The organism is Sphaerisporangium fuscum, assembly GCF_018531465.1.
GTDB lineage: Bacteria > Actinomycetota > Actinomycetes > Streptosporangiales > Streptosporangiaceae > Sphaerisporangium > Sphaerisporangium fuscum.
Map to the genome: position 1 here is coordinate 257,460 of NZ_JAHDTF010000015.1, position 12,725 is coordinate 270,184.

General features: G+C 70.2%; 11 protein-coding genes and 1 tRNA gene. 1 reads left to right on the forward strand and 11 read right to left on the reverse strand.

What is annotated here, in order from left to right; translation table 11 throughout:
* Positions 1–25: 25 nt before the first annotated feature.
* The gene (locus KIK05_RS20265) at positions 26–2,977 is read right to left on the reverse strand and encodes a DUF6493 family protein (RefSeq protein ID WP_214412310.1); all 2,952 of its coding nucleotides are present in this window, start codon (positions 2,975–2,977) and stop codon (positions 26–28) included.
* Complete coding sequence (locus KIK05_RS20270; protein ID WP_214412311.1) at positions 2,974–4,311, reverse strand: SWIM zinc finger family protein; 1,338 nt, start codon at positions 4,309–4,311, stop codon at positions 2,974–2,976. Before KIK05_RS20270 ends, KIK05_RS20265 begins: the two co-directional genes overlap by 4 nt.
* Positions 4,312–4,639: 328 nt before the next feature.
* Between KIK05_RS20270 and KIK05_RS20275 the strand changes: the two genes are divergently transcribed.
* Positions 4,640–4,713 (forward strand) — tRNA-Arg (locus KIK05_RS20275).
* A 147-nt stretch (positions 4,714–4,860) separates the two neighbouring features.
* On the opposite strand, the gene KIK05_RS20280 is transcribed toward KIK05_RS20275, so the two are convergent.
* The 9 genes from KIK05_RS20280 to KIK05_RS20320 form a co-directional block, all read right to left on the reverse strand.
* Positions 4,861–6,267, reverse strand: a complete 1,407-nt coding sequence (locus KIK05_RS20280; protein WP_214412312.1) for a tyrosine-type recombinase/integrase — start codon at positions 6,265–6,267, stop codon at positions 4,861–4,863.
* Complete coding sequence (locus tag KIK05_RS20285; protein ID WP_214412313.1) at positions 6,267–6,461, reverse strand: helix-turn-helix transcriptional regulator; 195 nt, start codon at positions 6,459–6,461, stop codon at positions 6,267–6,269. The genes KIK05_RS20280 and KIK05_RS20285 overlap by 1 nt, the downstream gene beginning before the upstream one ends.
* 26 nt (positions 6,462–6,487) lie before the next feature.
* Positions 6,488–8,395 carry a DUF3987 domain-containing protein gene (locus KIK05_RS20290; RefSeq protein ID WP_214412314.1) on the reverse strand — a complete coding sequence of 636 codons (1,908 nt, stop codon included), beginning with the start codon at positions 8,393–8,395 and terminating at the stop codon, positions 6,488–6,490.
* Positions 8,392–9,126: a DNA cytosine methyltransferase gene (locus KIK05_RS20295; RefSeq protein WP_214412315.1), complete on the reverse strand. Its 735-nt coding sequence runs from the start codon at positions 9,124–9,126 to the stop codon at positions 8,392–8,394. Before KIK05_RS20295 ends, KIK05_RS20290 begins: the two co-directional genes overlap by 4 nt.
* Positions 9,123–9,422 (reverse strand): hypothetical protein, encoded by a 300-nt coding sequence (locus tag KIK05_RS20300; protein ID WP_214412316.1) that lies wholly within the window; start codon positions 9,420–9,422, stop codon positions 9,123–9,125. The genes KIK05_RS20295 and KIK05_RS20300 overlap by 4 nt, the downstream gene beginning before the upstream one ends.
* A 137-nt stretch (positions 9,423–9,559) precedes the next feature.
* Positions 9,560–10,024 carry a single-stranded DNA-binding protein gene (locus tag KIK05_RS20305; RefSeq protein WP_214412317.1) on the reverse strand — a complete coding sequence of 155 codons (465 nt, stop codon included), beginning with the start codon at positions 10,022–10,024 and terminating at the stop codon, positions 9,560–9,562.
* A 35-nt stretch (positions 10,025–10,059) separates the two neighbouring features.
* Positions 10,060–10,335, reverse strand: a complete 276-nt coding sequence (locus tag KIK05_RS20310; RefSeq protein ID WP_214412318.1) for a GIY-YIG nuclease family protein — start codon at positions 10,333–10,335, stop codon at positions 10,060–10,062.
* Positions 10,332–10,550 carry a hypothetical protein gene (locus KIK05_RS20315; protein ID WP_214412319.1) on the reverse strand — a complete coding sequence of 73 codons (219 nt, stop codon included), beginning with the start codon at positions 10,548–10,550 and terminating at the stop codon, positions 10,332–10,334. The genes KIK05_RS20310 and KIK05_RS20315 overlap by 4 nt, the downstream gene beginning before the upstream one ends.
* A gap of 139 nt (positions 10,551–10,689) precedes the next feature.
* Positions 10,690–12,725 (reverse strand): FtsK/SpoIIIE domain-containing protein (locus tag KIK05_RS20320; RefSeq protein ID WP_214412320.1); only part of this gene is annotated, 2,036 nt, incomplete at its 5' end.

The following is a 12,725-nucleotide window of genomic DNA, read 5'->3' on the forward strand; positions in this document are numbered from 1 at the left end:
CGGGTGTGAACGGCCGGGCAGTCGGTCAGCGGAGCCGGTCGCGTAGTCGTACGCACTCCCGCACGAAGCGACTGGCGCGGCCGCTCTCCGCGAAGGCCGACACGGCCGGGATGTCACCGCGGGCGTTCGCCCAGGTCGCCACGTCGGTGGCGAGCGCCACCGCCTCGGAGTGGGTGACGTTCGGCCGCTCGCCCTCACCGGGCAGCAAGGTCGGCAGCATGCTCCGGAGGATCTCCCAGACCTCCTTGTACGCCCCGCCGTGAGCCGCCTCGGTGAGGGCGGCGAGTACCGGACGAACCTCGTACCGCGCTCGACGGATCAGGGGCACGAGCTGGCGGCCGACGGCCTCGGCAGGCAGATCCCCTCTCGCCGCCATCCGCAGCAGCGCCTGCACCGCCTCCTGATGGCGCCCGGCCAGGAAGCCGGCCAGGACGAGGGCCATCGCGTCCCCGGCCGGGCCGTCCGCCTCGGCCAGCGCCGTGAGATACGGCGGATAGATCCTCCAGTGGTGCCACTGGTAGAGCAGGTGAGGCAGGTAGTTGACGGCGACGACCTCGCGGTGCGACGGCAGCATCGCCGGCCACCAGTCCATGTCGTGGCCATGCTCCGCCCCGCGCCACGTCGCCGGCTCCTGCAGCAATTCGTCGATGAGATCGTCCCCGGTCGGCTCCGCCCGCAGCACCGGCAGCAGCCGGACCGCGCCGACGTGCTCCGGCTCGCGCTCCTCGAAGAGGTACTCGGTGCAGTCCTCGATGTAGCCCCACTTCACGCCCGTCTCCGGGTCCGGCATGCCGCCCCCGGCCAGCCAGGCCGCGGCCGACGAGGCGGCCCGCGAGCCCACCCGGGAGGCACGCTCGGCGGCGACGGGATGGGCCCCTCGGGGGAGCCTGAGCAGGGCCTGCCGCAGGTCGGCGGCGAGCGGTTCGACACCGGCGGCCGCGCACGCCTCCAGCCGGTCCACCAGCACACCGGGATCGAGGTGCCCGGTCATCAGCGTGGGCGTCGCCAGGAGCACGGGCGGCAGCGTCCCCTCCCGCAGCGCCACGCGCAGCTCGCTGAGCCGGCGCAGCAGGAACATGTGCGGCGGCGAGACCTGCCCGGGCTCCGGCAACCTGAACCGCCGGCGCATCTCCACCGCGGGGTCGGGCTCTTCCTCCCCGCCGAACAGCTGCCGGTAACCGGTGGAGCCGATACCCACCCGGAATCCCGGTTCGCCGGGTTCCGACGGGGGCACGGGCAGCCCCTCGAGCGTCGCTCCGGAGACGCCGAGTTGCGCCATCTGCCGGAAGATCTCCTCCCATACCTGCTTCGGCATCTCGCCGAACGCCGGCCCGGGCTCGGGATCGTCCGCCTCCGGCTGGTCCTCCTGCGCTTCCTCCGATACGGCCATCACGCGCACCGAGAAGCTCGCTTCCGCCCAGGGCTCCACCGGCTCCGGATCGGGCACGCCGGGGTCGGCGCCGGGATCGATCACCTCCTTGGCCAGCGCGGCGAGCCAGAAGTCGGGACGGAGCCAGCGTTCGGTCTCGTACAGGTGGGGATAGGAGTCGCGGAAGGCGGGCGCCAGCGTCGCGCGCAGGCCCTCACGGTCGCTCCACGCCTGCCGGACGAAGCCGGCGAGCCACCGCTCGCACACCACCCAGCCATGAAGATTGCACGTGCCGAGATCCAGGGGGCTCACCGGGAACGGGGCGGGGCCGGCGGGCTCGGGCAGCGCCGCGGGAGTGAACGCCTCCGGGGCCTCCTCCACCGTCACCTCACCTCCGAACCCCGCCGCCACCCGCGCACCGAGATCCGCGGGCAGCATGGGCACGGCGTCGGCGACCAGCGCGCGGCCCGTGCCGAACGCGGCGGCGTGCTTGAGGGCGAGCTCCGCCGCGCGCTGCTGAACCCCGAAGGAGGAGTGCGCGAACGCCGTCACCAGCGCCGGCGCCAGCTCGTCCGCGCACGAGGACACCCGCCGCACCTCTTCGTTCAACCAGCTCAGACCGGCGCGGGCCAGCTTCGCTTCCTCACGGAAGGTCAGCGCGCCGATCGCCTCGGCGACGTCGGCCACCTCGTGCGGACCGGTACGGCGCACCTGGGCGAGCGCCACCTCCGCGACGGGGCCGGGGGAGGAGGGCAGCAGCCGGAGATAGTCACGCGCCCGCGCCGACGACTCCTGTGGCGTGGGATCCACCAGGTCGTGCAGCCGTACGAAGAAGCGCAGGTCGGTGGCATCGCCTCCCCGCAGGAAGCGGCTCACACAGCCGTCGAGGATCTCCTCCCGCGACATCCGGCCGGACGCGAGAAGCCGCCGGAACAGGGCGAGCCACGGCGTGGGCACCCGCGTCAGCCGTTCCTCCCGCAGGGCGCGCCCCGCCCCCTCCGCCTCGAAGATCCTGGGCAGCAGCCGGCCGATCAGCGGATCGTCACGACGCACAGGAGCGGACAGCCAGGCCACCACGAGCGGGTCGTGCTCGGGCGGCTCACAACCGGTGACCCGCAGCATGGCGAGGGCCAGCGGGACGACGCGGTCACCCGTCCTGCGGATCTTCCGCGCGAGCCGGACCGCGACATCGGCCTGCCAATCCGCAGGCCGGGCGGACAGTACGCGTACCAGCCCGTCCGTGTCCCGCGGCGGCGTCCACCGCGGGTTGAACTCGCGGCGGGTCAGCCAGGCGACGACGGCGGCGGCCCCCGAGATCGAGCCCGCCCCCGCGATCCGCAGCGGCTCGGCGAACTCGGCGATGGCGTCGCCCACCTCCCAGCGGACCTCCTGCTCGAACCACTCGCGATCCTCGTCGTCGAGGCCGTTCTCAGTCGTGTGACCCTCCCAGGCCGTCCGGGCGGCCGTGTCGCGCATCTCCTTCAGGAACCCCGGCAGCCGCTTCGCCACCTCGGCGCGTTCGGCGCCGGTCAGCGTGACCACGCGGTCGGTCAGCCCCTTGACGTCGCGCCCGGTGATGAGGTCGCATACCTCCTGCCAGGCGCTCACGGCGCCACCTCCACGCCGGCACGGGCGACGATCCTGGCGGCCAGCACGTGTTTGCACGGCCCCCGCGAGCCACGGTGGTCCCACCACCACTGGCAGGTGCACGACCCCTCGGCCAGATCGACCTTCCGTACACCGCCGTCGGTCCGCACGCGCGCCGAGCCGCCCGCGACCTCCACCGCGCCGGCCTCGACCAGGGCTCTTGCCGCCGTCAGCCGCGGATTGAGGTTCTGCACGTGCTCCCGGTCGTAGGGCAGCTCACGGTGGAAGTGCGCGGCCTCGGCCAGGTCATAGCCCACGCGGCCCGCCACACCGAGCCGGGTGAGCGCCGCCCGGACCCGTGTCGTGGACAGACCGGCGCGGTCGGCCAGCAGGCCGATCTCCACCTCGGGCTCGAAGTTGAGCAGCATGCCCACCAGATCGGCGTCGGCCTCCGCCTCGTCGGTCGCGAGATCGGCCAGCACCGCGCCCTCGCCCGAGAAGCCACGCCAGCGCTCCGGCGACAGGACCAGCGTGTAACGCATCCCCGGCAGCTCGAGCTCCCACGCGCTGGAAGCAGGCCCGCCAGGATCGGCCGGGCCGTACACCTTGAGGCTCCTGGCGAAGCGGAGCAGGGGTAGCAGCGTGGCCAGGCGCCCCACACCGGACAAGCACACCGCTCCCGGGCCGGGCCGGTCGCCGACCCGCAGCTCACGGCCGGCCGGAGCGACCCACAGGTCGGCCGTGGCCCGCTTCGGCAGCGAACGGAGGAACCGTACGGCGCCCACGCCCGGCAACTCGGCCCTCAGGTCCATGCCCGCCGCGATCACCTGCACCTCGGCGAACCCGCGCAGCCAGCGCTCCGGCAGCGGCACCTTCTTCTCCACGACCGCGCCGTCGAGCGTCGTCACCGTCAGCTCGTCGGCACCGACACCGAGGTGCAGCGGGTCGCGCGTCCCCACCCTGGCCAGGGCCTCACGCAGCGGCCCGTTGACGTCGACGTTGGTCGTCCCACGGTCGAACACCTCGCCGTCCAGCGCCCCGCCGAGCAGGTCCAGCCGCGCGTAGACGCCCCCGCACGCCGAGAACGACTCGAACCGCAAGCGGTCCCCACCGCAGGTCACGACCGGGTCCCGCGTCCACCCCGGCCGCGGCTGGTGGTAACGGGTGAGGGCCACATCGGCCACCCCCAGCAGGGCCGCGGCCGCAGGCGCCGCCTGCGTCACCACGCCGCTGAAGAACTTCGGCGCGAGAACGGGCCCGCTGAGCGCCCGCCCACCGGACGTGGCCAACCCCAGCCGCCCGTCCACCAAGGTAGAAGGCGAGGCGTAACTGTACGCCTGCGTCGCACTTGTCATGCCGCCGGAGAGTAGAGATCACCACCGACAAAAGCACCGACGAGGGCGCCTCCTGATCGGGACTCGAGGTCGTACCCTGAACACCGCCGGATCTCCTTCATCAGGGCGAAAGTGCTCAGATCCCGCCCAGAGGTCCCCCAGAGACCACCCGTCCGAACGAGCCGCCGGCCTCACCGCCCAGGTCGGGACGGCACCTGATCCAAGTGAACGAACACTGGTGGGCGGCCCCCGTCTCCAAGCCATAGACTCAGACCGAGCCGACATGCCGAACGGGTGCTCACTCAAGCCGTGCACGGACGGTCCCCGGATCATGCACAATTGTGCGAGAGCGCCCTTAGCTCAGCTGGATAGAGCACCGGACTTCTAATCCGACGGTCGCAGGTTCGAATCCTGCAGGGCGCGCCCCTTACGACCAGCACGAAAGAGCCCCTGACCAGCGTGTATGCCGGTCAAGGGCTCTCTTGCTGTCTGCGGTGGTGTGCGGCTAGCGGCGGGGGACTGCGGGTGGCTGTGCCAAATACGTGCCCAAGTTTTGGGGTGGCTTCCGGATCACTCTTGAAGGGCGTCGGCGATGCGGCGCTTGGCGGCCTCGTCTTGCCCGACGATGCACTTGGCGTAGATCCTGAGCAGGACTTCCACGCTGTGGCCGGCCCACTCGGCTACCTGCGTAGGCGCTACTCCGGCGTTGAGCCACGTGGACACGCAGGCGTGGCGCAGGTCGTAGACCCTCCTGGCGATCGGTGATGCGGCTTCCTCCGGCGTGAGGGCATCCCGCCGGGCCTTAGCCCAGACCCGCCGGTAGGTGATGCTCGGGAGTTCTCCCCCGCGCACGCCGGAGAACAGCCGGCCGTCGGCAGCTTTGCCGTACGGCGCGGCCAGGTGGGCACGGAGAATCCGGACGAGTGCGGGCGAGATCGGCACGGGACGGGCGTGACCGTCCGCGCGGTGCTTAAGCGAGCGTTCCTCGCGGATCGTTCCGCCATCGGTCCACTCGCGGCCGGCGAACGGGGCCGCCTTGGCGAAGTGCAGCTCTCCCCACTCTCCAGACTCTTCCCACTCGCCGGTCTCCTCGTTCAGGACCAGGGGCGGAAGGGTGATGTTGTGGTCCCGCAGGTTGACGACTTCCTCGGGGCGCAGTGCCGCGTAGTACATCAGGGCGAAGAATGCCACCAGGCGTTTGCCGCTCGGCTTTTGGGCCTCTACAGCGGCCAGCAGGGCGCGGGCTTGGGCGTGGTTAACCACGCTGCGACGATCCACCTCGTGACTGTTTTTCGGCGCCTTCCACTTGATGCCCTTGAGCGGATTCCCCTGAAGCAATTTCAGCTCCACGGCGTAATCCAAGGCATTTTGCAGGATGGTCTTGTTTCGGAGAACGGTGCTCGTAGCCGCCCGCTTACCGTCCAAACGAGACGTAGCCGTGTCGATCAGGGCTCTTACGAGCACGGGATCATCGGTCAGCGCAGAGACGGGCTTGGTGTTCACGGACAGCCAGCGAAGTGCTTCGGCCGTTTCCCCAGATGCCTCGTCCCGCTGCTTGGTGTTGAAGCCCCAACGGCGCAGGGCCGTACGGAGAGCGAGGCCATCAGGCTTGCCTCGCTCGCTCGCGAGCATGGCGGGGGTAGCAGCGGTGAGTGCGCGGGCGATGTCCTGACGGTACTTTGCTGACGCACCCTTCCATTTCATGTCCACGAACATGCAGGCGAACCCATACCAACTCACGTCCGAGCGCTCAGCGCGGTTCCATGAGATCGGCTCTCCAGCGAGCAGGCTGAACGCCTCTCCCTTCCGTGCGGCGGCCTGGATTTCGCCCCGATAGGTGTCGGCCTGGGCCGCGTTGCGAAATGGCTTCTTCCATGTCTTGTTACCGACCTTCCACCGTACGTAATAGGTCGTGGACTTCTTGCCTTTGTATACCGCGGTCTTGTAGACGCGAACGTCGTAGGTCATGTCTTTCATCAGGCGGCCTCCTCCTGTGCGTCGAGCCACTGTTCGTAAGCGGTTCGGCGGATACGAAGTTCACCGTTGGGCAGCTTGATACAGCGCGGGGCGCGTCTCTTGGCGCGCCACTCATAGAAAGTGCGTGGGCTGATTTGGAGTTCTTCGCAGAATTCGGCGAGGGTGAGCGTTCCTCGTGGCTTGGTCGTGGCCATAGGCGGTCTCTCCTGCCTCTCGGCGGTCAGGCGGTTGGGCGGCAGAGGTCGGGGTGGACGGCATAACGCGGCGAGGGGTTGCCGCGGGTACCAGGCGCTTCGGGCTCTCGGCGAATCCAGCCGAGGTGCTCCAGCAATTCGAAGGCGGGCTCTAGATCGGCGGCCTTCTTGAATCGGCGTTGTAGAGCGCGGTGTGCATCGCGACGGGTGAAGCGTCCGACCCGTGCGCGGCTCAGCCACTCGTGGACGACGCGGGCGGCCTCTTGCTCGGGGTCGGCGCCCATGGCGTCGAAGGCGGCAAGCGCGTGGCCGGTGAAGTATTCGCCCAGTTCCATGGCGGCGGCCATGGTGGTGCCGGCGATGGGGTGGCGCCATCCGTCGTCAATGTGGGTGACCATGTGCAGCAGTCCGGCGATGCGGGCTACGGCGCCGTCGAACTTGGCGGCCCAGTCGGCGATGTGGTTCAGGTCGCCGGTGTGCGGGCGTAGCCGGGGTTCGGTGTGGCGGCGTTGGACGACGAACAGCTCGGCGGCTTCTGGCGAGAGGATGAGCCGGGCGGGGTCTTCCCAGCCGTGCATGTTCATCACGAGGCGTTCGAGGTTGGTGGCGTAGGTGGCGGACACGGTGTCGGGGATGGCGTCGGGTTCGGTGTTGCGGTAGCCGACGTTGGAGGCTGGGAGGCTGTAGAGGATGCGGCCCAGTAGTCCTTTGCCGCGGAAGCCGGGTGAGCGGGCGAGTTCGGTGATGATCTCGGGTTGGACGGCGAGGCCGAGGGTGAGGGCGGGGTTGTCGATGCGTTCGCGGCGGTCGCGCCGGTCCACGATGAGCAGGTCTCCGGCGTGGCCTTTGAGGAAGAGGTCCAGGTTGGGTGTGCCGGAGTAGCGGCCTGCCAGGGTGGCGAAGATGCCGCCCTCGGCGCTGAGTACGGCCAGGCGTCCGCCTTGTTCGGCGAGCAGGGTGGTGGCGGTCTCGGGGGTGGCGTCGTCGCTGACCAGCCGGGGGACTACCGGGATGGTGATGTCCTCGACGGCCAGGGCGGCGCTTTGTGCCTCGGCCAGGGCATCGGGGACGGTTTCCCCTCGGGCGGTGGTGGCCTTGGCGGTCGCTTTCTCGGCGGCCTCGCGGGCGACCTTCTGCGCGATTTTGGCCTCGGTGATCTGCGGTTGGATCCGTTCTTGGAGGATCTTCTCTGCGGTGAGCAGCGGGGTGACGATGGCGCGGAATACCGGGCTCTTGCGTGAGCCGGGTGGCATGGCGACGACGGTGTAGATGTTGACCGGTTCGGTCCAGGTGCCTCGCACGCACACGATGGCGCGTCCGCCGGCGGCGGTGGAGACGGCGGCCAGGGCGATGCATCCTGCCAGGTCTGGCGGGGTCTGGGTTTCTTCGGCCAGCGCACAGACGAAGTCGGCCAGCCAGCCGGGGAAGACGTGGGCGGGGAAGACGGGCAGGGCACCGCGTGTGCCGAGCGGGACGGGGGTGTCCCAGGGCCGGTCGGGGGTGGTGATGCCGGTGACCAGATCGGCGGCGCGGGCGGCGGTGTCCTCGGCGGTGTCGGCGTAGCCGAGTTGGGCAAGGCGCTGTCCGGCGGTGATGAGGCCGCGCCGGTGGGCGTGCTCGGCGACGATGCGCGCGTAGTGGGTGAGGTTGGCGGTGGTGGGCGGGGCCTGCATGAGGGTGTGCAGGTATGGGGCGCCCCCGATGCGTGACAGCTCTCCGGTACGGGTCAGCCGGTCGGCGATGGTGATGGGGTCGGCGGGTTGTCCGTCCTGCTGTTGCGCGACGATCGCGGCGAAGACGATCTGGTGTGCCGGGCGGAAGAAGTCGGCCTCGGCGAGGAGGCCGGCGGCGGTGGCGGCGGCCTCGCTCGACAGCAGCATGCAGCCGAGTACGGCTTGTTCGGCGTCGATGTCGTGGGGCGGCAAGGTGTTCATGCCGCCTGCCACGTGGATGCCGTGAGCGCCTCGGCGATGGTGCGGCCGATGTAGTGGGTGTAGGCGGGCGGGATGGCCTCGGCGATCTCCCTGCGCACGTCGGTCCAGGTGATGCCCATGGCGTCCTGCCATTCGGTGATGCTGCCCTTGCCGCCCCCGTCGCCGTAGACGGCCACCATGTCGCCCTCGTAGAACCGGCCGTGACGCCAGCCGCGTACGCGGTGGCCTCGGTGACTCGGCTCGTCGAGCTGGGGGACGGCGAGGCCGTGCAGCTCGAACTGTCGGTGCCGGAACACCCGCAGACCGGGGAACATCAGCCCGCACAGCACCAGATCGGCGCGCATCTTGGCCTTGCCCACCGGATTCTCAATGAGCCAGGGGCGCCCGGTGGACATCAGGGCCTCGCGGGTCTGCGCCATCAGGCTGCGGTGGTTGACCCTGCCCTGGTTGGTGCCGGCGGTCAGGGTGCAGTCGGCCTGACAGGGCGGACAGGCGTTGATCACGTCGTACTCGTGGCCGTGCTCACGGACGAAGGTGATGGCGTCGGCCTGGTGGAAGGTGAACGGGTAGTTGGGCTGTGGAGCGATGTCCACGCCGGTGACCTCGAAACCGGCCAGGTGATAGCCCATCGAGGCGCCGCCGGCACAGCAGTACAGATCGAGCAGCCGCAACCCGTTGGGCCTGCGCTGGTCAAGCGACGGAAGGGCGGGGCGGATGTCGGCCAGCCTCACGCGGCACGCCCCGATCCGCCGCAGAAGCGGCAAGAGCGGTGACGCCAGATCGGCGGGGTGATGCTGGTGGCGTCCCAGGTGGCTTGCGGGTGGGCGAGGATGGCCAGGCGTTCCCAGCCCAGCGGCACGACCGCTTGACCAGGGGTGAGCAGAGCCGGGACGGCGGCGATGGCGAAGGTGCCGAGGCCGGCGATGCGTATCGACTCGCCGGGGGTCAGGGCGGTGGTGGTCTTGCTGGACTGGTTGACGGTGTGGCGGGGCGGAAGGTGCTTGCTAATCGGATGGATATGGGTCATGGGGTGTCCTCCGATCGGGTCAGCGGTGCGGGTGGCTGTCATGCCGAGGGGCGTGTTTCTCGCTTCGTGGTCGAAGGTGGGTGGCGCGGCCTCGGCGTCGTCCGGCGTGGTGTCGCCGAGGCCGCGCCAAGGAGGGGTTAGAACGGCGGCTCGTCGTTGTCCCAGCCGCCGGGGGAGGCGCCGGCGGGGGTGGCGGTCGTCCACGGGTCGGCTTCGCCGCCGGGGTTGCCGTTGCTGCGGCGGGTCTTGGTCGGCTTGGCGGTGGCGTAGCGCAGGCTGGGGCCGATCTCGTCCACGGTCAGTTCCATGACGGTGCGCTTGTCGCCCTCGGCGGTCTCATACGAGCGCTGACGCAGCCGGCCGGTGACGATGACGCGGGTGCCGCGGGTGAGCGACTCGCACACGTGCTCGCCGAGGTCGCGCCAGGCCGAGCAGCGCATGAACAGCGGCTCGCCGTCCTCCCAGCTCTTGCTCTGCTGGTTGTAGTGGCGCGGGGTCGAGGCGACGGTGAAACCGGCCACGGCCAGACCGCTTTGGGTGAAGCGCAGTTCGGGGTCTGCGGTCAGGTTGCCGATGACGGTGATGGTGGTCTCGCCGGACATGGGGCGGGTTCCCTTCTGGCAGTGGGCGGTGAGGGTCAGCGATGGCCGAGACGGGGGCGGACGCCGCACAGTGGGCAGCGGCGGGAGGCGCCGCCCTGCCGTTTGAGGGCGCGTTCGCGGGCGCGGGGGCCGGTCCAGGTGCGGGCGAGGGTCCAGCCGATGCCGGCGGCTTTGACCACGGCCAGCAGTCGGGCGCCGTGGCCGGTCTGGTGTTCGGCCAGCCGGGCGTCAAGGTCGGTGGTCCAGCCGAGGTAGTGCCGGGCGTGCTTGTAGGGCTGGGTGAAGTGCAGGAGGTAGATGGTGCCGGTCATCGGGTGCCGTCCCGGTGGAGGCGGCGGGCGTAGACGTAGAGCTGCCAGCCGATGCGGGGGCGCATTCCGGTGCCGTTGCAGGCGCGGCAGGTGCGGTTCTTGCCGCCGGGGCGGCACCGCTTGCAGGTCCCCCAGGGCGAGGCGAGACAGAAGCTGACGTAACCGAGGGTGACGGCGGGCGGGCAGAGGACTAGCAGGGCGATGAGGGGTCCCACAGGGGCCTCCAGGGCAGTTTCCGGGGTTTTCGCAGATGGGGTGCTAGACGCTAGTTCGCTGGTAGATCAGCGGATGGGGTGCTAGCGGGGGTGCTAGGTCTAGCGGGGGAAGGTGCTAGACCTAGCACCGGTTCGCGGGTCAGGACGCGGTGCCGGAACCACGCTTTCCGTCACGTTCGGTGATGGCGGTGGTGATGTCGTCGCGGGTGATGCCGCGCCGGTTGGCGCCCTTGCCGCCGCCCTCGGGGGTGCCCCACACCTGCCCGGTGCGGACGCCGTAGGGCTTGAGTGCGGTGGTGAGCTGAGCGGCGCGGGCGTCGGCCTCCAACTCCATCCACGGGCCGTAGACCTCGGGGCGAAGTTCGGCCAGCCGGGCGACCACGACCTCGTTCCACACCTTGGCCTCGGACGGGGCGACGACGGCGAGGACGTCGGCGAGCAGGTCGTGACTCGGTGCGGCGGGGGCGGGGGTCTCGCCGAGGGCGTGACCGGACAGGGTGCCGGCGGCCTGCCGTAAGGCGTGGGCGCGGTCGGCGATGCGCTGGGTGGCGGGGGTGTCGAGGTAGGCGGTGCGCACGACCTTGGGCATCGGGGTTGCACCGACCAGGTAGCCGATACCGGCGTCGATCTCGGGTACGAACACCGTGGCGCGGATGCCGTTCTTGTAGGCCGAGGTGCCGAGGATCATGTCGTTCTCGACCTGTCCGGCCACGCGCAGACAGAACCGGATGGACACGTTCGCCGAGATGCCGGTCGGGAGGCTGTCCTTGTCCGGGCGCTGGGTGGCCAGGATCAGCACCACACCGAGAGCACGGCCGAGTTTGATGATGAACTCGGCGTCATCACCGGCCTGCTTGCCGTACTCCGGGTGGGCGAACAGGTTCTGGCACTCGTCGATGATGCACACCAGCGGGTGAAGGCCGAGGCTGCGCTTGTCGGCGATCTGCCGGGTGACCCGCTTGTCCGGGCACAGGTCCGGCGGCAGGCTCTTGAGCGCAGCCGAGCGGCGCATCACCTCCTTGCGCAGCAGGGCCAGCGAATCGGCGGCGTAGCCGATGGCCTCATCTTCGATCCCGGACACGTACCGGTGGCACAGTTTCTCGTAGGGGTCCAGGTCGCCGGTGCCCTTGAGTTCGTGAATCCACGGCTCGGTGGTCGGGTCCAGCACCACGCCGCCGGCCAGCCCGCGGACCGACGCGGTCTTGCCCTGTCCGGGCAAGGAGCCGATCAGGATGTTGTGTTGAATGAGCGGCACCACGACCGCACGGCCTCGGGGGTCGGCGCCGAACGGGACGCCCTTGAACACGTCGTGACTTGCTGCTTTGACCAGCGGGGAGCGGACCATGGTCTTGGACAAGTCTTTGTCACCGACCCACAGGATCAGGCGCCCCTCGTGGACGGATGAGTCGCCCTCGGGCCAGATGCAGCCCAGCGGGCGGCGAAGCGCCGAGGCGAGCCGGTCGCGCCGGTCCATCACATCGGCGACGGTCACGCCGTAGGGAAGATCGATGTCGGCGCGCCATCCGGGGCCGTCCCGGGTGATCGGCGCGACGAAGCGCACGTCGGCATTCTTGGCGTTGATCCCGGACACGCCGATCGCGGTCAGCGCACGGATCACGATGTCACTGGTGAGCTTCTCCACGCTCGTGGGGATGACGGCGCGGTTGATCAGCGGCCGGTCGGCGGGCTTGCCGAGCACGCCGAGCACGGCCAGGGCGACGGCGAGGGCACCCCATTGCGCCGCGGTGGGCGCCGAGGCGACCAGGATGCCCGCGATCAGCAGCGTGACCAGGGCGGCACCAGAGACCCACACGCGCAGCCGGACGCGGGCGTCACGCTGCCGGGAAAGCTTGAGGTAGTTCTCCGGGTCAACCTTCTGCACCGCGGCCAGCCGTACCGGCTCGCCTTCCAGGTCCCATGTCCACTTGACCATGCCACCGACCAGCCGCGCGAACCCACGCGGGGAACGGAAGGCCAGCCGCCCGGCGTACAGCGGGGCGCGGGCGAGCTGGTAGCCGGTGACATGGGCGTAGTGCACGCCGACCCATCGAAGGGTGTGGATGGCCTCGGTGCGCGAGCGAAGCCACAGCGGCACGATCGGCCGGCGGGTACGGGCCTTTTCTTCCAGGTCCGTCAGCCAGTCGCGGCGTTCGCCGCCGGGCTGGTCAACCCGGA